Below are 19,549 nucleotides of genomic sequence, written 5' to 3' on the forward strand. Positions count from 1 at the left end.
CGAGAACCGGCTGGACGAGCTGCCCGAGCAGTACCGCGAGATGCTCGCCACCAAGGCGTGGCAGCCGGTACGGGTGGTGCCCGCGGCGGTCAGCTCGGCAAGCCGCACCAGCGTCCGCACGCCCGAGCCCGTGCCGCCCTTGGGCGTGTAGCCGAAGGGGCCCTGCTCGTTGAAGGCCGGGCCGGCGATGTCGAGGTGGGCCCAGGTGATGCCGTCGCCGACGAACTCGCGCAGGAAGAGGCCGGCGACCAGGCCGCCGCCCATCCGCTCGCCCATGTTGGCGATGTCCGCGGTGGGGGAGTCCATGCCCTTGCGCAGGTGCTCCGGCAGCGGCATCGGCCAGGACGGCTCGCCGACCTCGTCGGCGGCCTCGACGATCGCCGTGCGGAACGCGTCGTCGTTGGCCATGACACCGAAGGTGCGGCTGCCCAGCGCCAGCACCATCGCACCGGTCAGCGTCGCCACGTCGACGATCGCGTCCGGCTTCTCCAGCGAGGCCGCCCACAGCGCGTCGGCGAGGACGAGGCGGCCCTCGGCGTCGGTGTTGAGGACCTCGACGGTCTTGCCGCTGTACATGCGCAGCACGTCTCCCGGGCGGACCGCGGTGCCCGAGGGCATGTTCTCGGCGAGCGCCAGCCAGCCGGTGACGTTGACCTCCAGGCCCAGCCGGGCGGCGGCGACGACGGCGGCGAACACGGCGGCGGCACCGCTCATGTCGCACTTCATCGTCTCGTTGTGACCGGCGGGCTTGAGGGAGATGCCGCCCGAGTCGTAGGTGATGCCCTTGCCGACGAGGGCCAGGTGCTTCTTCGCCTTGGAGTTCGTGTACGACAGCTTCACCAGGCGGGGCGTCGCCGCCGAGCCGCCGCCGACGCCCAGGATGCCGCCGTAGCCGCCCCTGGCCAGGGCCTTGTCGTCGAGCACCTGCACCTTGAGGCCGTGCTCCTTGGCCGCGGTCTGCGCGACCTGGGCGAACGCCTGGGGGGTGAGGTCGTTCGGCGGCATGTTGATCAGGTCACGGGCCCGGTTGAGCTCCTCCGTGACGGCGACGGCACGCGCCACGGCGCCCTTGTGGGCCGCGTCCCGCGGCTTGCCGCCGAGCAGCGCGGCCTCGGCGAGCGGGCCCTTGCCGTTCTTCGCCTTCGCGGAGCGGTCGTCCTTGCCGTTGTCCTTGTACGCGTCGAAGGAGTACGCGCCGAGCAGCACGCCCTCCGCGATCGCGCCGATGTCGCCGCTGTCGCCGACGGGCAGTGCGAAGGCGGCCTTCTTGGCCCCGCCGAGGGCGCGGGCGGCCACACCGGCGGCCCGGCGCAGCGCCTCGGCGTCGTACCAGGCGTCCTTGACCGGCTCCGCCCCCAGGCCGACCGCCACGACGAGCGGCGTCTTGAAGCCGGCCGGGGCGGGCAGCTTCGTCAGCTCGCCCTCGGCACCCGAGGCACCGAGGGTCTCCAGGACGCCGGCGAGCTTGCCGTCGTACGCCTTGTCCACGGCCTCGGCGCCCGGTGCGACGACGAGGTTCCCAGACTTAGGCGCAGTGCCCTTGGCGACACCGATCACGATCGCGTCGGCCCGGAGGCCGGGCGCCGCGGCGGTGCTGAGAGTGAGAGCAGTCACGGTGGTGAATTCTCGCTTCCGATGTGAAGTTTCTTCGGCCGATGCGGGTGGGTCGACCGGGCCCGGGAAGCGACCACCCTAGATCCGGCCGGGTGGCGCGTTGCGACCGGGGCCTTCACATGTCGGCGAACACCCGGGACGAGCCTACGCGCGTCGCCGCGTTCGCTCATTCCTGGCGCCGTCCACCCGCCGCGTCCCGGTGCGCGATCCGCTCGCCGCGGAAGGGCTGGGACCTGTCCGATCAGCACACCTAGCGGCCCAGGCTGAGGACCACGAGGGCCGTCGTCGCCGCGGTTTCCGCCAGCCCCCCGAACACGTCGCCGGTGACCCCGCCGAAGCGGCGTGTGCAGTGGCGCAGCAGGAGTTCGGCGACCGCCACGGCGGCCACCACGGCGAGGGCGGCGCGGACGGTGTCGTACGCGCCGAGGCAGGCGCCCCCGGCCCCGGCCGCCGCCACCACCGCGACCGCGACGGCCAGCGCGCCGCCCGTGGGCACCACCCCGGCGACCGCCGCCCCCAGCCCCTCCGGCCGGGCGGCCGGCACCCCGTCGCGGGCGGCGAGGGTCAGCGCCAGCCGGGCGGCCGTCGCCGAGACGACGGCGGCGAGCGCGCCCCGGGCCCAGGAGCCGCCGAACGCCTGGGCCAGTGCGGCCACTTGGGCCAGGAGTACGAGCACCAGCGTGAGCACGCCGAACGGCCCGATGTCCGACTGCTTCATGATCCGCAGCGCGTCCTCGGCGGGCTTGCCGCTGCCCAGCCCGTCCGCGGTGTCGGCCAGCCCGTCGAGGTGCAGGCCCCGGGTCAGCGCGGCGGGCACGGCGACGGTGGCGACGGCGGCGAGCAGCGGGCCGGCACCGAGCCGGAGCAGCAGCACGCCGAGCGCGGCCGCGCACGCGCCGACCACCAGGCCGGCCAGCGGCGCGCACAGCATGCCGCCGCGGGCCGCCGCCCGGTCCCAGCGGGTGACCCGGACCGGGAGGACGGTGAGGGTGCCGAAGGCGAAGCGCAGGCCGTCCGGCCAGGGGGCGGGGGAGGAGGTCGCAGAGGGCTCGGGCACCGGCGCAGGCTATCGGGCGACCGGCCGGGCCCTGACGGACCCCGAGACTAAAGTGCGCATATGGGACATTGGTGGTGGCGGAACGTCGTCGAGCCGGGCAAACTCCCGCTGCTCCTCGCCCTCGGCGCCTTCGTCCTCACCTTCGTGATCACCCGCGTCATCACCCGCATGATCCGGGCGGGCAAAGGGCCGTTCGGCAATGTCACGGGGGCGGGCGGGCTGCACATCCACCACGTGGTGCCCGGTGTCGTCCTCACGGTCGTCGGCGGTTTCGGGGCCGTCGCCAGCGGCCGGCAGGGCTTCGGCGGGGGGTTCTTCGCGGTCGTCTTCGGCATCGGCGCGGGGCTCGTCCTGGACGAGTTCGCGCTGATACTGCACCTCCACGACGTCTACTGGACCGAGGAGGGCCGCAAGAGCGTCGAGGCCGTCGTCCTCACCGCCGCCCTCGTCGGCCTGGTCCTCGCCGGGTTCTCCCCGTTCGGCGTGAACGACCTCTCCCGGGACGAACTCCAGGACCGCGGCACCGTCCTCTCCACGGTCGCCGGCAACTTCGTCCTCTCCCTGGTCGCCCTGACCAAGGGCAAACTCCGCACCGCGGTCTTCGGCGTGATCGTCCCGCTCGTCGCACTGGTCGGCGCGGTGCGCCTGGCCCGGCCCGGCTCGTACTGGGCCCGCCGCTTCTACCGCCACCGCGCCCGCGCCCGCGCCCGGTCCTGGCTGCGCGCCTACCGGCACGACCGCCGTTGGCTGCGTACCGGACTCGCCGTTCAGGACTGGATCGGCGGCAGACCCGACCCGACGCCGTCGAGGGCGACGGGCCCGCGCTGACGCTCCCGCAGGGTCTCCGCCGCGCACAGCAGTCCCACGCCCGCCAGGGCCGCCAGGTGCTCCTTGCCCGCGAGGTTCTCCTTGACCAGGACCTCGGCCAGCATCGCCGCGGCCACGCCGCCCGCGGTGACATGGGCGCCGTACCGCCGGCCCAGGTACACGGCGAGACCCACCACGGCCGCCGACGGGCCGGTGTCGACGACCTGGGCGTCCGTCACCGGCAGGCCCAGGGGGTGGTGCGGGCCCAGGGCGACGCCGACGCGCGCGTACCAGGTGCCGGCGAGCGTGGCCACGTACGCGATGGCCAGCGTCTGCCGGCGACCCAGGCAGATCTCGCCGATGCCGAACACGAACAGGATCTGCGCGAGCGCCCCCCACACCGGCAGGTCCAGCGCCGGCACGAACAGGGACAGCGGAGTCCGCAGCAACGCCAGCCACAGGGGGTCCGCGGCCCGTACGGCCCCCAGGGCCTGCACCGGCCGGTAGCCCCAGGGCTGGTTCTGCACGAGCTGCACCAGCGCCGTCAGACCCACCACCCCCGCCGTCATCGGAATCGCCCGCAGGCGCCGCTCCCGCAACGGCTCGCGCACGGTGGCGTACACCGTCCCCCATTCGGCGCGGGCCCAGCGGACGAGCGAACTCATCTGTGCGTCTCCAGGTGCTTCCGATGCAGCCACTTCGGCAAGCCGGGTGCCTCCAGGAACCCCTCCGCCCGCGCCGACGCGAGGCCGATGCGCGGCAGGTCCGCGCTCTTCTCGAAGAGCAGGAACCTGGGCTCCCAGATGGGCCGGTACTTGGCGTTGGCGCGGTACAGCGACTCGATCTGCCACCAGCGCGAGAAGAAGCTGAGCAGTGACCGCCACAGCCTCAGCACCGGCCCGGCGCCGAGGCGTGCGCCACGTTCGAAGACGGAACGGAACATGGCGAAGTTGAGCGACACCTGAGTGATCCCGATCTCGGCGGCCCGCCGCAGCAGCTCGATGACCATGAACTCCATCAGCCCGTTGTCGGAGTCCCGGTCGCGGCGCATGAGGTCCAGGGACAGCCCGTGCGGACCCCAGGGCACGAAGGACAGCAGCGCCCGCAGGTCGCCCCGCGCGTCCGTGCACTCGAGCATCACGCACTGCCCGTCCCGCGGGTCCCCGAGCCGGCCCAGCGCCATGCTGAACCCGCGCTCGGTCGCCCCGTCGCGCCAGTCGTCCGCCCGCTGCACGAGGTACGCCATCTCCTCGGCCGGGATGTCCGTGTGCCGCCGGATGCGCACCGCGTACCCGGCCCGCTTCACCCGGTTGTACGCCTGCCGGACGGTCCGCATGGCCCGTCCCTCCAGCGTGAACTCGGCGACCTCCACGATCGCCTCGTCACCGAGCTCCAGCGCGTCCAGCCCGTGCCGCGCGTACACGGTGCCTGCCTCCTCGCTCGTGCCCATCACGGCCGGGATCCAGCCGTGCTCGCGCGCCAGGGCCAGCCACGGCACGATCGCGCCCGGCCACGCCTCCGGGTCGCCGATCGGATCCCCGGAGGCCAGCGACACCCCGCCCACCACCCGGTAGGCCACCGCCGCCTTCCCGGTCGGCGACCACACCACGCTCTTCTCCCGGCGCAGCGCGAAATAGCCGAGCGAGTCCCGCTCGCCGTGCCGGTCCAGCAGCGCCCGCAGCCGCTTCTCGTCGTCCTCGGTGATCGGGTCGACGGCGCGCCGGGAGCGGAACGCGGCGTAGAACACGGCCAGGACCAGAACCGTGCTCATCACGTTGATGGCGACGTTGGCCCAGTTCGGGGAGGAGATCCCCGGGAACCGCGTCTCGTCGGCGGCGACCGAGATCAGCCGCAGCGTCCCGTAGTGCCAGCGCTCGGCGAACGTCGACCTCGCGGCGTCCGGGGCCTGGTTGGCGGCCGTGACCAGCAGCGCGGCCAGCAGCGAGGCGACGAGCCCGCCCCCGACGGCGACCATGACGGCGAGCCGGGGGTTGGAGCGGTCACCCTTGGCGTAGAACTCCCGGCGTCCCAGCAGCAGCGCGCCCACGAAGGCGGCCGTGAGGACCAGGGAGATCCAGTTCTGTGCGTACCGCTGGATCTCCGGGAACGCCATGGCGAACGCGAACAGGGCCAGGAACAGGCCGCTGAGCACCAGGTTCAGGATCCACGCGGCCCGCTTGCGGCGCCGCATGGTGATGGCCAGGAACGTCGTGAACACGCCCGAGGCGAAGCCGGCCGTCAGCAGGTACGGCGTGAAGAGGTTCTCCTGGTTGTGGCGCCGCACGTCCTGGCCCAGGGAGACCCACACGGCGCTCAGGAAGTTGATGAAGGCGACGGCGCGCAGGTACCAGACGGCGAAGGCGGCGGCCCGCCGGGACGCCCCGGTCGACCGCCGCCCGCTCCCGCCCGGACGGTCCCCGGCGGCTTCCTGATCCGCGGCAATTCGGGCATCTCCCATAAGGGAGGATCATATGGCGCTGCTCCGGCGAACCGCGCTTTTCCGGCCGCACCGCCCTCCCTGCCGGTTACTCCGTCTCCGTGGGCTCCTGCCCCTCGGATTCCTTCGTCCCGGACTCCCCGGACTCCCCGGATTCCCCGGACTTCTCGGACTCCTCGGATTCCGCGGGCTTCTCGGACTCCTCCGGCTCCCGCTCGGGCAGCTCCGCCGCCAGCGCGGCCGCCGCCTGGACCAGCGGCAGGGCGAGCAGCGCCCCGGCCCCCTCGCCGACGGTCACCCCGTGGTCGAGCAGCGGCTCCAGGGCCATCCGGTCCAGCGCCTTCGCCTGCCCCGGCTCCCCGCTGGCGTGCCCGGCCAGCCACCAGTCCGGCGCCCGGAACGCGACCCGTTGCCCGACCAGCGCACAGGCGGACGCCACGACCCCGTCCAGGATCACCGGCAGCTTGCGCACCGCGGCCTGCAACAGGAACCCGGTCATCGCCGCGAGGTCGGCCCCGCCCACGGTCGCCAGCAGCTGCAACTGGTCGCCGAGCACCGGCCGCGCCCGGCGCAGCGCGTCCCGGATGGCGGCGCACTTGCGCATCCACGCCAGGTCGTCGATCGCCCGGCCGCCCCGCCCGGTCACCACCGACGCGTCCGTCCCGCACAGCGCGGCCACCAGCACGGAGGCCGCCGTGGTCCCGCCGACGCTCACATCGCCGAGCACCACCAGGTCCGTACCGGAGTCGGCCTCCTCGTCGGCCAGGGCGATGCCCGCCCGGAAGGCCGCCTCGGCCTCCTCCAGGGTCAGCGCGTCCTCGACGTCGATACGTCCGCTGCCGCGCCGCACCCGGTGCCGTACGACCTCCGCCGGCAGTGACTCCGGCTCGCAGTCCAGGGCCATGTCCACGACCCGCACCGGGACGCCGAGCCTGCGCGCGAGCACCGCCGCCGGGCTCGCGCCCTCCAGGACCGCCCGGACCAGCTGATCGGCCGTGCCCGCGGGGTGGGCCGAGACACCCAGCTCGGCGATGCCGTGGTCACCCGCGAAGAGCACGACCCGCGGCCGTACGACCGGCCGCACCGGCACGGCCCCCTGTGCGGCGGCCAGCCACTCACCCAGGTCGTCGAGGCGGCCCAGAGACCCGGGCGGCACGATCTGGCGCTCCCGGCGGGCCTCGGCGTCACGACGCACGCCCCCGTCCGGACGCTCGATCAGATCGGTGAAGTCGTCGAGATTAAGCGAGCTCATTCGCCGAACAGTACCGGCAGCGATCGAACAGTTCCGCGCCACATCGCCACCACACAGCCGCGATGTCTTTGCACCCAAGATCGGCATCCCATACGTTCCGCTTTGCAGCGGAATGTCGCACAGGGAGCCGTCCATGCAGCCCTCGCCCCCCACCCTGGCCGCCATCGAACGGCACCGGGCCTCGTACGCCGCCGAACTGGCCCTGGGCACCGACCGGTTCACCGGACCGCGCCGCGAGGACTGCCCGTGGTGCCGCTCGAAACGCCTGCGCACCCGCCTGCGCAGCCCCGACCTCCTCCAGCGCAAGCCGGGCACGTTCGTCCTCGACCAGTGCCGTGACTGCGGGCACGCCTTCCAGAACCCCCTGCTCACGCCCGAGGGGCTCGCCTTCCACCACGGGGACATCCACGACGGGCACCTGGAGGACTTCGCGGAACGCCTCCTCGCCGCCCACTCCGGCGAACGGCGCCACCGGCACGCGGCCCGCGCGGTCCTGGCGCTGCAACCCGAACCGGAGAGCTGGCTGGACGTCGGCACCGGCCGCGCCCACTTCCCGCGGACGGCGCGGGAACTCTTCCCGTACACCTCCTTCGACGGGGTCGACACCACCCTCCGCGTCGAGGAGGCCCGCCGGGCCGGATGGGTCGAGGAGGCCCACCGGGGCCACCTCACCACGCCCGGCGTCCTCGCCCGCCTGCGCTCCCGCTACGACGTCGTCAGCTTGTTCCACCACCTGGAGCACACCCTCGACCCGCGGGCCGAACTCCACGCCGCGCTCGCCGCGCTGCGCCCCGGTGGGCATCTGCTGGTGGAGGCGGCCGACCCGCGCAGCGTCTTCGCCGTCCTGCTGGGCAAGTGGTGGCTGCCCCAGGGCCAGCCCCGCCGCCTCCATCTGGTGCCCCTGGCCAACCTCCGCGCGGAACTGGAGTCCCGCGGCTGCACGGTCCTCCTGACGGACCGCAGGGCCCCGCACGTCCCGTACGACCTCTCGGCCGCCGTCGCCCTCGCCCTGAGCCAGGCCTTCCCGGCCCCGGACGCCCCGTGGCGGACGACCCCGCCGACCGAACTCCAACAGATGCTCCGCGCGCTGCTCCTGGGAGCCACCAGTCCCCTGGCCGACGCGGCAGCCCTCCTGGACCGCGCCCTGGCCCCCCTCCTAAGCCGCACCCGCTTCTCGAACGCGTACCGCGTCATCGCCCGCAAGGACAGACCGTAGGCCCCGCCGGGGGCCGGTGCCCTACCCCCGCAGCACCAGGGCCTGCCCCGCCACCACCAGCAGCACCTGTTCGCACTCGGCCGCGAACGCCGCGTTCAGCCGCCCCAGCTCATCGCGGTACCGCCGCCCGGAGGCGGTCGCCGGCACGATCCCCGACCCCACCTCGTTCGACACCGCCACCACGGTCCGCCGGGCCGCCCGCACCGCCGCGGCCAACTCCCGTACCCGCTTCCGCAACGCCCGCTCCCCACCGGACGCCCACTCCGCGTCGTCCCACGCCCCGACCGAGTCCATCGCGTCCGTCAGCCACAACGACAGACAGTCGATCAGCAGCGGCGGCCCGTCCTCCGCGAGCAACGGCACGAGGTCGCACGTCTCCGTCGTACGCCACGAACCCGGCCGCCGGTCCCGGTGCGCGGCCACCCGCGCCGCCCACTCCGTGTCCCCGTTCCGCGCCCCGCCCGTCGCCACGTACAGCACGTCGGGGAAGGCCTCGAGCCGCCGTTCGGCCTCCACCGACTTCCCCGACCGCGCACCCCCCAGCACCAGCGTCCGCCGCGGCACGTCGGGCACGTGCTCGTACACCCCCACCACCAGCGTCGTCCCGTCCGGCACCGCCCGCGCCCCCGCGGCCGCCAGCCGGCGCCGCAACTCCGGCCCCGGCGACACGTCGTGGTCGAGGTGGACGGCGACGACATCCGTGGTCGGCCCCACCGCGCCCACCGCCCGCAGCCTGGCCAGCGCGTCCGGCCGCCCCACGACGTCCGTGAGCACCATGTCGTACGCCGGGCCCCGCGCCGCCCCGCTCTCCAGCCCGGCGGGCGCGCCGCCCGGCGGCAGATACAGCAGCCGCTGACCGTCCGGCCCGGTCACCGCGTACCCGGTGCCGCCCGCGTCCATCGCCAGCGCCCGCACCCGATGCCCCGTCAGCAGCGTCAACTCCCGTCCATCCGGCACCCGCACGGGTTGCGGCAGCCCGGCCGGCACCTCGACCGCCGGTCCGTCGTGCGGATGAGACAGCACCACCTGCCGTACCCCGCCCAGCGAACGACCCGCCCGGGCCGCCGCGAACGCCGCGCCGGGCGTCAGATCGAGCAGCAGCACCCCGTCGACGAGCAGCGCGGTGGCCGCCCGCGCGTCCGGCCCGAGCGCGGCGGCGCAGGCCGCGCAGGGACAGTCGGGGCGGGGCAGTCCCGCGGGGGCACCGGTGCCGAGCAGAGTCAGTTCCACGGACTCGATTTTCGCTTGTCGCCGGAGCTCTTGCGCGTCCGGCAGCGGCCTGTCCGGCGGACCAGGCCGCAGGAAAGGTGCGGGGCCTCATCGACGCAGGCCCCGCGTCTGGGGCATGATCCGCCGGACAGGCCCTAGGCTCGGAGCAGGAGCCGGACCAAGATCCGGCTTTCGGTCTGCATGTGGTCGCACCAGGGAGGCGTACATGGTGGCTTGGACGTGGCGGTTCGAGAAGACCGACGGGACGGAGGTCCAGCCCGCGGTCCAGCCCGAGGAGTTCACCACGCAAGGGGATGCCGAGTCCTGGGTCGGGGAGCACTACAAGGCCCTGCTGGAGGGCGGCGCGGACCAGGTCCGGCTGTTCGAGGACACCTCGGAGATCTACGGCCCGATGAGCCTGCACGCCGACGAGTCCTGAACGCCCCGGAGGGGGGTGCGGCGGGCGCCGTGCCGGGCACTCGCCCGCCCCCCTCCTCGTTTCAGCCCCCGCTCAGCCCCGTACCCCGCACAGGTGCAGCAGTGCCGCGACCCCGCGGTACGGGTCCGTCCGCCCGGCCCGCTCCTCGGCGGCCAGCAACGTCTCCACGTCGGCCGGGATCTCCGTGCCGTCCGCCGCCGTGTCCGTGAAGACCCGCACGCCGTACCAGGCGTGCAGCGGCGCCCCGATCCCGGCGAGGGTGGACGTCAGCGTGCCGAGCCGGTCCGCCCGGACGTCGAGGCCGAGCCGGTTGCGGTAGGAGGTCGTGTCGAACGCGGCCAGCGCGCCCGCCCAGTCCCCGGACAGTCCCGGCCGCAGGGCCAGCGCGTCGCCGTTGCGCACCAGCAGCGACAGCAGCCCGCCCGGGGCGAGCATCCGGGCCAGCCCCGCCACCAGCGGATCGGGCTCCTCGACGTACATCAGCACCCCGTGGCACAGCACCACGTCGAAACTGCCCGGCAGGAAGTGCACCCCCGTGTCCCGCCCGTCACCCTGGACGATCCGCATCCGCTCGCGGATCCCCTCGGGCTGACCGGAGAGCGCCTCGCGCGCCGCCGAGATCATCGTCGTGTCCTGCTCGACGCCGGTCACCTGGTGCCCGGCCCGGGCCAGCCGCAGCGCCTGCGTGCCCTGGCCCATTCCCACGTCGAGCACCCGCAGCCGCTGCCCGACCGGGAACCGCCCGGCTATCTGCTCGTCGAGCTGCCGGGCCACCAGCTCCTGCCGTACGACGTCCCGCAGCCCGCCCAGCTTGCTGAGCCACGCATCCGCCGCACCCCCCTGGAAGGCGTCCGTGCTCAGGGCCGCTCTCCGCGCTTGACCTGCGGCTTCGGCAGCCGGAGCCGGCGCATCTGGAGAGAACGCATGAGGGCGTAGGCCACCGCGCCCTTACGGTTCTGGTCCGGGAAGCGCTCACCCAGCCGCTTCCTGAGCCGGAATCCGCTGAGGATCGAGTCCAGCACGATCAGGACGATCACGATCAGCCACAGCAGCAACGCGACGGTCTGGAGCGCCGGCACCCGCACCACGCTCAGCACCAGGATGACCACGGCCAGCGGCAGGAAGAACTCCGCCACGTTGAACCGCGAGTCGACCCATTCGCGCGCGAACCGGCGGACCGGGCCCTTGTCACGGGCCGGCAGATACCGCTCGTCACCGCTCGCCAGCGCCTGGCGCTGCCGCTCCATCTGGACGCGGCGCTCCTCACGCTGCCGCTTGGCGGCCTCCTTGCGGTTCGTCGGAGTACTGGCGACGCTGCGGCGCTGGGACTGGGCCTCACTGCGCTTGGGCGTGGGCCTGCCCTTCGGGGCCTGCGGGTCACGGGGCTGCTTGGAGTCGGTCAGCGCCACCTTGTCGGTGGGGACCTTCTCTTCCTTGGCACGGCTACGGAACACAAAACCCAAGGGTACGGGGTGCCGGGGCATGGACCCCAGCCTCGTGGGGAACGATCCGGCAACACCATTCGTCTCTAGGGGGACACAGGGGACGTCGCGGACGGTCCACTCAGGGGCACCCCGGGAGCCACCTACTCCCTACGCCGGAGCGGAGCCGTACGCAGTCGTCCTTGGGGATGAGCGCATCCGTCCCCGAACAGTGCGGTAATGGATGCAGGGCCCGTACTGTGGGTTCTGTCGCAGGATCTGTGAGCTGGAGTCCGTCAGAAGGGGGCGCGCGAAGCCCATGAGCGGTGTCATGAAGCGTATGGGGATGATCTTCCGCGCGAAGGCGAACAAGGCCCTTGACCGGGCCGAGGACCCGCGCGAGACCCTCGATTACTCGTACCAGAAGCAGCTGGAGCTGCTCCAGAAGGTCCGCCGCGGCGTCGCCGACGTGGCCACCTCCCGCAAGCGCCTGGAGCTCCAGCTCAACCAGCTCCAGTCGCAGTCGACCAAGCTGGAGGACCAGGGCCGCAAGGCGCTCGCGCTCGGCCGCGAGGACCTGGCCCGTGAGGCGCTCTCCCGCCGCGCCGCGCTCCAGCAGCAGGTGACGGACCTGGAGACGCAGCACACCACCCTCCAGGGCGAGGAGGAGAAGCTCACCCTCGCGGCCCAGCGGCTCCAGGCCAAGGTCGACGCCTTCCGTACGAAGAAGGAGACCATCAAGGCCACCTACACCGCCGCCCAGGCGCAGACCCGCATCGGCGAGGCCTTCACCGGCATCTCCGAGGAGATGGGCGACGTCGGCCTGGCCATCCAGCGCGCCGAGGACAAGACCCAGCAGCTCCAGGCCCGGGCCGGCGCCATCGACGAGCTCCTCGCCTCGGGCGCCCTCGACGACCCCACCGGCACGGCCAAGGACGACATCGCCGCCGAGCTGGACCGGCTCTCCGGTGGTACGGATGTGGAGCTGGAACTCCAGCGCATGAAGGCCGAGCTCGCCGGAGGCGCGCCCCAGCAGGCGATCGAGGGCGGCACCGGCCACGCGCAGTCCCAGCAGCAGCCGCAGGACACCCCGCGCTTCGACAAGCAGTAGCCCGAGCGCCGACAGCCACAGCCTGGAGGGCGACATGGCCGACATGATCGTACGGATCATGGGGGAGGGGCAGGTGAGGCTGGCGGACAGCCACCTCACCGAACTGAACAAGCTCGACGACGAGCTTCTGGCCGAGATGGAGATCGGCGACGGCCCCGGCTTCCGCCGCACCCTCCAGGCCCTCCTCACCAAGGTCCGCGACCTCGGCGAGCCCGTCCCCGACGACTCCCTGGACCCCTCCGACCTCATCCTCCCGTCACCCGACGCGACACTGGAGGAGGTCCGGGAACTGCTGAGCGCCGACGGCCTGATTCCCGGCTGACCGGACTGTCCGTACTGTTCAGACGTGAGCACCCTCGACCGCGCCAGATGCCGCCTCCAGGCACACCCCCTCGCCCTGGACGCGGCACTCGCGGCGGGCGTGCTGATCTGCATGGTCGTGGGGTCCTTCGTGACCCCGCAGGACCAGAACGACATCGCCTGGGGCGTCCGCAGCCCCGACCCGCTCAGCCTGCTGCTCATCACGATCGGCGCCGCGGCCCTCGTCTTCCGCCGCAGCGCCCCCAAGGCGGTCCTCGCCGTCACCGGCACCGTCTCCGTGATCGAATCCATCACCGGCGACCCCCGCGCCCCGGTCGCGATGTCCGCCGTGGTCGCCCTCTACACCGTCGCCTCGACCACCGACCGCGCCACCACCTGGCGCGCGGGCCTGCTCACCATGACCGTGCTGACCGGCGCCGCCATGCTCGCCGGCCCCCTGCCCTGGTACGCCCAGGACAACCTCGCCATCCTCGCCTGGACCGGCATCGGCGCCACCGCCGGAGACGCCGTCCGCAGCCGCCGCGCGGTCGTCCAGGCCATCCGCGAACGCGCCGAGCGCGCCGAGCGCACCCGCGAGGAGGAGGCCCGCCGCCGGGTCGCCGAGGAACGCCTGCGCATCGCCCGCGACCTGCACGACGTCGTCGCCCACCACATCGCCCTGGTCAACGTGCAGGCCGGAGTCGCCGCCCACGTCATGGACAAGCGCCCCGACCAGGCGAAGGAGGCCCTGGCCCACGTACGCGAGGCCAGCCGCTCCGCCCTCAACGAACTCCGCGCCACCGTCGGCCTGCTCCGCCAGTCCGGCGACCCGAAGGCCCCCACCGAACCCGCCCCCGGCCTCAGCGGCCTGGAGGACCTCGCCGACACCTTCCGCAACGCCGGTCTCCCGGTCGAGGTCGCCCGCGCCGACCAGGGCACCGAACTGCCCGCCGCCGTCGACCTGGCCGCGTACCGCATCATCCAGGAAGCCCTCACCAACGTGCAGAAGCACGCGGGCAACGACGCCAAGGCCGAGGTCAGCGTGGTCCGTGTGGGCCCCAACATCGAGGTCACGGTGCTGGACGACGGCCACCCCGGCCAGGAGGAACCCCAGCCGGGCGGCGGCCACGGCCTGCTCGGCATGCGCGAGCGCGTCACCGCCCTGCGCGGCACCCTCACCACCGGCCCCCGCTACGGCGGCGGATTCCGCGTCCATGCCATCCTGCCGATCAAGACCAGCACCGCCGCCCCGGGAGACTCCGCATGACCATCCGCGTCCTGCTCGCCGACGACCAGGCACTGCTGCGCAGCGCCTTCAGAGTGCTCGTCGACTCCGAGCCGGACATGGAGGTGGTCGGGGAGGCGTCGGACGGCGCGGAAGCCGTGCGGCTGGCCTCTCACCACCGGGCCGACGTCGTGCTGATGGACATCCGCATGCCGGGCACGGACGGGCTGGCGGCCACCCGGCTGATCAGCGCGGACCCTGGGCTGACGCATGTCCGGGTCGTCATCCTCACGACCTTCGAGGTCGACGACTACGTGGTGCAGGCACTGCGGGCAGGTGCCTCCGGCTTCCTGGGCAAGGGCAGCGAACCGGAGGAACTCCTCAACGCCATCCGGGTGGCCGCCGAGGGAGAGGCCCTGCTCTCCCCGACGGCCACCAAGGGCCTCATCGCCCGCTTCCTCGCCCAGGGCGACGGGGCCGACGACGACCACGACCCGGCCCGCGCGCAACGCCTCGCGGCGCTCACCGGGCGGGAGCGGGAGGTGCTGGTGCAGGTCGCCGGTGGTCACTCCAACGACGAGATCGCGGAACGGCTGGAGGTCAGCCCGCTGACCGTGAAGACCCACGTGAACCGGGCCATGGCCAAGCTGGGGGCCCGGGATCGGGCACAGCTCGTGGTGATCGCTTATGAGTCGGGGCTGGTGCGGCCGCGGGCGGAGTGACGGCCCTTCGTTGCTCTTCAGCGCTTGAGCGAGGCGACGAACGCGTCCCACGGGGGGTGCGGTTGGGAGGGTAGGTCCTGCCCCGCCGTAAACCAGTGGTGCGGCGCAGTTGCGCGCCGTTAGCGTGCTGCCGAACCGAGTCGTCGAGTGAAGGACGTGCCGTTGTACACCCTGTGAGACCTCCCGAGAGCTGATCGGTCGCGCGTCGCGCATCTGCGCCGCGCTGCTTTTTGCTGCGGATTTCTCACTGAAACCGGTGTACTTCTGTGCTCAACATCTGGGTGGTCATGCCCACCTGCCTGCCGCTCGTTCTCCGTCGTTGCCACGCGTGCGCGTCCGAGCGCTTCCTGACGAGCGGTAAGTTCCGCGTCAACGCGAACCACAAGCTCATCGACGCCTGGCTCCTCGCGCTCTGTACCGCTTGCGGGGACACCACGAAGCTCACGGTCCTGGAGCGCGCGAACGTGCGCTCCGTACGGCCTGAACTGCTGGACCGGATGCATGACAACGACCCGGGCCTGGCAGCTGAGCTGCTCCAGGACCCGGTCGTGCGGCGCCGTAATCGCATCGCCCTCGACTGGGACGGCGCCTGGTGCCTCGACACCGGCGGACCGGACCACCTCGACCGCGAGGTGCTCGACGTATCGGTCCGCTTCGCGGCGCGGATCCCCGTCCGGCCGGTGCGACTGATCGCTGAAGGCTGCGGTCTTTCACGGGCCGAGGTCGAGAGACTGATCGCGGAGGGGAAGCTCGTCTCGGCGGTGCGGCTGAGCGGCAAGCTCTCCGGCGACTTCACCTTCACGCTCAAGCGCTGAACCCGAAGATGCCCCTTCCATCCAGGAAGGGGCATCTCCCAGCACAGGCGAGCAGCCGGAGGCTACGGCAGTGCCAGCATCCGCTCCAGGGCCAGCTTGGCGAAGGTCTCCGTCTCCTTGTCGACCTCGATGCGGTTGACGAGGTTGCCCTCGGCGAGGGACTCCAGGGCCCAGACCAGGTGGGGGAGGTCGATGCGGTTCATGGTCGAGCAGAAGCAGACCGTCTTGTCGAGGAAGACGATCTCCTTGCCCTCGGGCGCGAAGCGGTTCGCCAGGCGCCGGACCAGGTTCAGCTCCGTGCCGATGGCCCACTTGGAGCCGGCCGGGGCGGCCTCCAGGGCCTTGATGATGTACTCCGTCGAGCCGACGTAGTCGGCCGCGGCCACGACCTCGTGCTTGCACTCGGGGTGGACGAGGACGTTGACGCCGGGGATGCGGGCGCGCACGTCGTTCACCGAGTCGAGGCTGAAGCGGCCGTGGACCGAGCAGTGGCCGCGCCACAGGATCATCTTGGCGGCGCGCAGCTCGTCGGCGGTCAGGCCGCCGTTCGGCTTGTGCGGGTTGTAGACCACGCAGTCGTCCAGGGACATGCCCATGTCGCGGACGGCGGTGTTGCGGCCGAGGTGCTGGTCCGGCAGGAAGAGGACCTTTGTTGCCGAGGGCTCCCCCTGCTCGAAGGCCCAGTCGAGCGCGCGCTTCGCGTTCGACGACGTGCAGATGGTGCCGCCGTGCTTGCCGGTGAACGCCTTGATGTCAGCGGAGGAGTTCATGTACGAGACGGGCACCACCTGCTCGGCGACGCCGGCCTCCGTCAGGACGTCCCAGCACTCCGCGACCTGCTCGGCCGTCGCCATGTCGGCCATGGAGCAGCCGGCGGCGAGGTCGGGCAGGACGACCTTCTGGTCGTCGGAGGTGAGGATGTCGGCCGACTCGGCCATGAAGTGCACACCGCAGAAGACGATGTACTCGGCCTCCGGGCGTGCGGCCGCGTCCCGGGCCAGCTTGAAGGAGTCGCCCGTGACATCGGCGAACTGGATGACCTCGTCGCGCTGGTAGTGGTGGCCGAGCACGAAGACCTTGTCGCCGAGCTTCGCCTTGGCGGCGCGGGCGCGCTCGACCAGGTCGGGGTCGGACGGCGAGGGCAGGTCACCGGGGCACTCGACGCCCCGCTCGCTCTTCGGGTCGGCCTCACGGCCGAGCAGCAGCAGGGCGAGCGGAGACGGCTGTACGTCGAGCTCCGGGGTCTGGGCGGTGGTCACGGCACGCACCCTTTCTGGTTTTCTCTACTTTTCGTCGAACTGACGCTATCTATCATAACCCGCTTCACGTCACTTTGACGATGGTCATTGCGTCGATGTGACGTGAATCCCGGTCAGCCGCCGGTGAGGCGTTTTCCGCTTCCAGGCGCATGTGCGAGCATGAGAAGGGAACGACAAGACAAACGCTCGGCCCGGAATGAATCCGCGGCCCCGCCGGTTGCAACCGTCGGCAAGCAGTCTCCGTACAACCCGGGAGAGATGTAGATGTCCGTATCGGACGAGACCAGCACCGTCACCGACGGCATCATCCTGACCGAAGCCGCCGCGTCGAAGGTCAAGGCCCTGCTCGACCAGGAAGGCCGTGACGACCTCGCGCTGCGCGTCGCCGTCCAGCCCGGCGGCTGCTCCGGCCTGCGCTACCAGCTCTTCTTCGACGAGCGCTCGCTCGACGGCGACGTCGAGAAGGACTTCGACGGCGTCAAGGTGGTCACCGACCGGATGAGCGCCCCGTACCTGGTCGGCGCCACCGTCGACTTCGTGGACACGATCGAGAAGCAGGGCTTCACGATCGACAACCCGAACGCGACCGGCTCCTGCGCCTGCGGCGACTCCTTCAGCTGAGCCGCGCGACGGACACAGCGCACAACACGAAGGCGGCGACCCCCTCCGACGGGGCCGCCGCCTTCGCGCGTCTCACTCAGGGCCTACGACGACTTCGGCAGGCGGGCGCCCGGGCGCTCCTTCTGGATCTCCTGGCCGTTCGAGCCGACCACCTTCCGGTCGCCGAGCGGCTTCTCCAGGTGCACGGTCCGGTGGTAGACCTTGGCCATCATCACGCAGATCTTGTTCGGCCAGGGCTTCTCGGTCACCGTGACCGTCACCTTGCCGGAGTCCTCGGCGGCCGACGCCTTGTAGTCGGCGCACACCCCGCCCTCGAACGTCACGGTCAGGTCGTCGTCCGCGACGCTGTAGCCGGTCACCGTCACGGGCTTCTCGGCCGGTGACGCCGACGACGTGCCCGACGGAGCACCCGACGGCGCGCCCGACTGGTTGGTGTCCGGCGACGCCAGGTACTTCGGGTCCACGGCCGGATACGTCACCGTGAAGGCGTCCGCCGTTCCCCGCGCCTGGAACAACCAGGACGGCACCAGCGCCTGCCGGCCGTCGACGGAGTGCGCGGCCAGCCCGAACACCGCCTTCTGCACGGTGATCGTCTCCCGCGTCGGCGTCGGCGCGGCCGATCCCGACACCGATCCGCACGGCTGCTCCAGCCGGTCCTTCTGCGGTACGGGAGCGGCGCAACCGCCGATGCCCATCCGGTGGTCGGTACCGGGCGCGGCGTTCATCAGGCCCAGCGCCTTCTCGGCGCCCAGGACGGGATACGTGTCCCCCTTCACCGGCGCCTTCAGCTCACCGTGGCCGCCGACCACCTGGCCCTGCTTGTCGACGGTCAGACCGGTCGTCCAGCCGTAGGTGGGCAGCCCGCCCACCACCGGGTCGGCGTTCACCACCCGCTGGGCGCCCATGACCTGGCTCGCGTCCACCTTGGCGTCGTCCTGGCCGACCGCCTTCAGCACCGGCGCCGCCGCCTTCTTCGCGGCCGACTCGCTCACCCCGTCGGTGGCCGGGTTGGCGGGATCCTGCGTGCAGACGGTGATCTTCTTGCAGTTGTCGGTGCCGGGCGCGTACCGGCTGAACGTCCAGGTGCCCGGCGCCTCCTTGTCGACCTGGAGACTCGGCCCCGATCCGTCCTTCCCGGAGCCGACCCGCCAGATCTGCCCCTCGGCCACCGGCGTGCCGTCGACGCCCAGCGCCTTCGCCAGCCGGGCCACCTCGTCCTTGCTGACCTCGCCGCCGGCCAGGTACACCGGCGCCGAACCGGGGCCGTCGGGCAGGGTGCCGCCGGCCTTGTAGGTGACGCCGTACGGGTTGGGCTCACCGGGCGCGATGCCCTCCGAGGAGCCGTCCAGGGTGAGGGGCGGGGGAGTGCCGCCGGAGGCCGCGGACCCCGTACCGCCGCCCGTGGCGCCGCTCGCGGTGGCCGCGAGGTACGCCCCACCACCCCCGACCAGCAGCACTGCGGCGGCGACGGAGGCGATGACCGCGGGGGAGCGGCGACGGGCGGGCCGTTCGTCATCGGCCTCGCCGTGGTCCCCGTCCCGGGGAACCTCGTCGTCGGCCACCTCGGCCACCTCGGCCACCTCGGCCACCTCGGCCACCTCGGCCACGACGGCTGGTTCGGCGGCGGGCGCGGGCGAGGCTTCTGGCTGCGGCGCGGCTTCCGGCTCGGGCGAGGCCTCCAGCTGGGGCGCGGCTTCCGGCTCGGGCACGGCCTCGGTCACGGCCTCCGGCTCCGCCGCCGCTTCGGACGTTGCTTCCGGCTGCTCGGATACGGCTTCCGCCCGCGCGGGCACGGTCTCCGGCTCGGGCGAGGCTTCCGGCTCCGCGCCCGCCGCCTCGGGAGCCTCGGGAGCTTCGGGCGCGGCCTTCTCCTCGGCCTCGTGCTCGGGCGTGGCCCCAGGCTCCGGAATCCGGTTCTCCGCCGAGGCTTCCCCGCCGGTGCCCGCCGCCGCGTCGTCGTTGTCGGGTCGCTCGGTGTTCACCGCATCGCTCCTTGCTGGGTCGTATCCCGCATCCCCTCCACGGGGGACGGCGATGGGACGCG

19 protein-coding genes are annotated in these 19,549 nt (G+C 72.6%); 9 read left to right on the forward strand and 10 right to left on the reverse strand.

Annotation, left to right across the window (positions count from 1 at the left end; all coding sequences use genetic code 11):
* Positions 1-1,614: leucyl aminopeptidase (locus tag ABZ915_RS45720; protein WP_361816433.1), on the reverse strand; the 1,614-nt coding region annotated here is incomplete at its 3' end.
* A gap of 250 nt (positions 1,615-1,864) precedes the next feature.
* Positions 1,865-2,671 carry an adenosylcobinamide-GDP ribazoletransferase gene (locus ABZ915_RS45725; protein WP_361816436.1) on the reverse strand — a complete coding sequence of 269 codons (807 nt, stop codon included), beginning with the start codon at positions 2,669-2,671 and terminating at the stop codon, positions 1,865-1,867.
* A 60-nt stretch (positions 2,672-2,731) separates the two neighbouring features.
* Here ABZ915_RS45725 and ABZ915_RS45730 point away from each other — a divergent pair, with 60 nt between their 5' ends.
* Entirely contained in the window at positions 2,732-3,499 is a 768-nt protein-coding gene (locus tag ABZ915_RS45730; RefSeq protein ID WP_361816439.1) for a hypothetical protein, read from the forward strand.
* Here ABZ915_RS45730 and ABZ915_RS45735 read toward each other — a convergent pair.
* The 3 genes from ABZ915_RS45735 to cobT form a co-directional block, all read right to left on the reverse strand.
* Positions 3,439-4,143 carry a hypothetical protein gene (locus ABZ915_RS45735; protein WP_361816442.1) on the reverse strand — a complete coding sequence of 235 codons (705 nt, stop codon included), beginning with the start codon at positions 4,141-4,143 and terminating at the stop codon, positions 3,439-3,441. The two genes, ABZ915_RS45730 and ABZ915_RS45735, sit on opposite strands and share 61 nt — an antisense overlap.
* Positions 4,140-5,936: a phosphatidylglycerol lysyltransferase domain-containing protein gene (locus ABZ915_RS45740; RefSeq protein ID WP_361816445.1), complete on the reverse strand. Its 1,797-nt coding sequence runs from the start codon at positions 5,934-5,936 to the stop codon at positions 4,140-4,142. Before ABZ915_RS45740 ends, ABZ915_RS45735 begins: the two co-directional genes overlap by 4 nt.
* Before the next feature lie 67 nt (positions 5,937-6,003).
* On the reverse strand, positions 6,004-7,167 hold the full coding sequence (gene cobT, locus ABZ915_RS45745; RefSeq protein ID WP_361816448.1) for a nicotinate-nucleotide--dimethylbenzimidazole phosphoribosyltransferase: 1,164 nt from the start codon (positions 7,165-7,167) through the stop codon (positions 6,004-6,006).
* A 133-nt stretch (positions 7,168-7,300) separates the two neighbouring features.
* On the opposite strand from cobT, the gene ABZ915_RS45750 reads away from it, so the two are divergent.
* On the forward strand, positions 7,301-8,383 hold the full coding sequence (locus tag ABZ915_RS45750; RefSeq protein WP_361816451.1) for a class I SAM-dependent methyltransferase: 1,083 nt from the start codon (positions 7,301-7,303) through the stop codon (positions 8,381-8,383).
* A 21-nt stretch (positions 8,384-8,404) separates the two neighbouring features.
* Here ABZ915_RS45750 and ABZ915_RS45755 read toward each other — a convergent pair whose 3' ends face one another.
* The gene (locus ABZ915_RS45755; protein WP_361816454.1) at positions 8,405-9,613 is read right to left on the reverse strand and encodes a bifunctional adenosylcobinamide kinase/adenosylcobinamide-phosphate guanylyltransferase; all 1,209 of its coding nucleotides are present in this window, start codon (positions 9,611-9,613) and stop codon (positions 8,405-8,407) included.
* A 205-nt stretch (positions 9,614-9,818) separates the two neighbouring features.
* Between ABZ915_RS45755 and ABZ915_RS45760 the strand changes: the two genes are divergently transcribed.
* The gene (locus ABZ915_RS45760; RefSeq protein ID WP_361816456.1) at positions 9,819-10,031 is read left to right on the forward strand and encodes a hypothetical protein; all 213 of its coding nucleotides are present in this window, start codon (positions 9,819-9,821) and stop codon (positions 10,029-10,031) included.
* 72 nt (positions 10,032-10,103) lie between these two features.
* On the opposite strand, the gene ABZ915_RS45765 is transcribed toward ABZ915_RS45760, so the two are convergent.
* Together ABZ915_RS45765 and ABZ915_RS45770 are read right to left on the reverse strand one after the other, a co-directional pair.
* Positions 10,104-10,805, reverse strand: coding sequence for a methyltransferase domain-containing protein (locus ABZ915_RS45765; protein WP_361816459.1), 702 nt, complete (start codon positions 10,803-10,805; stop codon positions 10,104-10,106).
* An 83-nt stretch (positions 10,806-10,888) separates the two neighbouring features.
* Positions 10,889-11,515 carry a DUF3043 domain-containing protein gene (locus ABZ915_RS45770; RefSeq protein WP_361816462.1) on the reverse strand — a complete coding sequence of 209 codons (627 nt, stop codon included), beginning with the start codon at positions 11,513-11,515 and terminating at the stop codon, positions 10,889-10,891.
* Between the two features lie 256 nt (positions 11,516-11,771).
* On the opposite strand from ABZ915_RS45770, the gene ABZ915_RS45775 reads away from it, so the two are divergent.
* From ABZ915_RS45775 to ABZ915_RS45795, 5 genes are all read left to right on the forward strand, one after another.
* Complete coding sequence (locus ABZ915_RS45775; protein WP_361816465.1) at positions 11,772-12,563, forward strand: PspA/IM30 family protein; 792 nt, start codon at positions 11,772-11,774, stop codon at positions 12,561-12,563.
* Positions 12,564-12,606: 43 nt separating this feature from the next.
* Positions 12,607-12,885, forward strand: a complete 279-nt coding sequence (locus ABZ915_RS45780) for a hypothetical protein (RefSeq protein ID WP_361816596.1) — start codon at positions 12,607-12,609, stop codon at positions 12,883-12,885.
* A gap of 24 nt (positions 12,886-12,909) precedes the next feature.
* Entirely contained in the window at positions 12,910-14,130 is a 1,221-nt protein-coding gene (locus ABZ915_RS45785; protein WP_361816468.1) for a sensor histidine kinase, read from the forward strand.
* Entirely contained in the window at positions 14,127-14,810 is a 684-nt protein-coding gene (locus ABZ915_RS45790) for a response regulator transcription factor (RefSeq protein WP_361816471.1), read from the forward strand. Before ABZ915_RS45785 ends, ABZ915_RS45790 begins: the two co-directional genes overlap by 4 nt.
* 266 nt (positions 14,811-15,076) lie before the next feature.
* Positions 15,077-15,625, forward strand: a complete 549-nt coding sequence (locus tag ABZ915_RS45795; protein ID WP_361816474.1) for a DUF1062 domain-containing protein — start codon at positions 15,077-15,079, stop codon at positions 15,623-15,625.
* Between the two features lie 62 nt (positions 15,626-15,687).
* On the opposite strand, the gene nadA is transcribed toward ABZ915_RS45795, so the two are convergent.
* Positions 15,688-16,884 (reverse strand): quinolinate synthase NadA, encoded by a 1,197-nt coding sequence (nadA, locus tag ABZ915_RS45800; protein WP_361816477.1) that lies wholly within the window; start codon positions 16,882-16,884, stop codon positions 15,688-15,690.
* 264 nt (positions 16,885-17,148) lie between these two features.
* Between nadA and erpA the strand changes: the two genes are divergently transcribed.
* Positions 17,149-17,505 carry an iron-sulfur cluster insertion protein ErpA gene (erpA, locus tag ABZ915_RS45805; protein ID WP_361816480.1) on the forward strand — a complete coding sequence of 119 codons (357 nt, stop codon included), beginning with the start codon at positions 17,149-17,151 and terminating at the stop codon, positions 17,503-17,505.
* A gap of 83 nt (positions 17,506-17,588) precedes the next feature.
* Here erpA and ABZ915_RS45810 read toward each other — a convergent pair whose 3' ends face one another.
* A complete protein-coding gene (locus ABZ915_RS45810) occupies positions 17,589-19,487 on the reverse strand; it encodes a hypothetical protein (protein ID WP_361816483.1) in 1,899 nt (632 codons plus the stop codon).
* Between the last annotated feature and the right edge of the window lie 62 nt (positions 19,488-19,549).

The sequence above is a fragment of the Streptomyces sp. NPDC046915 genome (assembly GCF_040644935.1).
Taxonomy (GTDB): domain Bacteria; phylum Actinomycetota; class Actinomycetes; order Streptomycetales; family Streptomycetaceae; genus Streptomyces.

Excerpts from the sequence above, each read along its gene's own strand:
- ABZ915_RS45730 (WP_361816439.1), top strand. The coding sequence starts at position 2,732 with ATGGGACATTGGTGGTGGCGGAACGTCGTCGAGCCGGGCAAACTCCCG.
- ABZ915_RS45735 (WP_361816442.1), bottom strand. The coding sequence starts at position 4,143 with ATGAGTTCGCTCGTCCGCTGGGCCCGCGCCGAATGGGGGACGGTGTAC.
- ABZ915_RS45740 (WP_361816445.1), bottom strand. The coding sequence starts at position 5,936 with ATGGGAGATGCCCGAATTGCCGCGGATCAGGAAGCCGCCGGGGACCGT.
- cobT (WP_361816448.1), bottom strand. The coding sequence starts at position 7,167 with ATGAGCTCGCTTAATCTCGACGACTTCACCGATCTGATCGAGCGTCCG.
- ABZ915_RS45750 (WP_361816451.1), top strand. The coding sequence starts at position 7,301 with ATGCAGCCCTCGCCCCCCACCCTGGCCGCCATCGAACGGCACCGGGCC.
- ABZ915_RS45760 (WP_361816456.1), top strand. The coding sequence starts at position 9,819 with ATGGTGGCTTGGACGTGGCGGTTCGAGAAGACCGACGGGACGGAGGTC.
- ABZ915_RS45770 (WP_361816462.1), bottom strand. The coding sequence starts at position 11,515 with ATGCCCCGGCACCCCGTACCCTTGGGTTTTGTGTTCCGTAGCCGTGCC.
- ABZ915_RS45775 (WP_361816465.1), top strand. The coding sequence starts at position 11,772 with ATGAGCGGTGTCATGAAGCGTATGGGGATGATCTTCCGCGCGAAGGCG.
- ABZ915_RS45780 (WP_361816596.1), top strand. The coding sequence starts at position 12,607 with ATGATCGTACGGATCATGGGGGAGGGGCAGGTGAGGCTGGCGGACAGC.
- ABZ915_RS45790 (WP_361816471.1), top strand. The coding sequence starts at position 14,127 with ATGACCATCCGCGTCCTGCTCGCCGACGACCAGGCACTGCTGCGCAGC.
- erpA (WP_361816480.1), top strand. The coding sequence starts at position 17,149 with ATGTCCGTATCGGACGAGACCAGCACCGTCACCGACGGCATCATCCTG.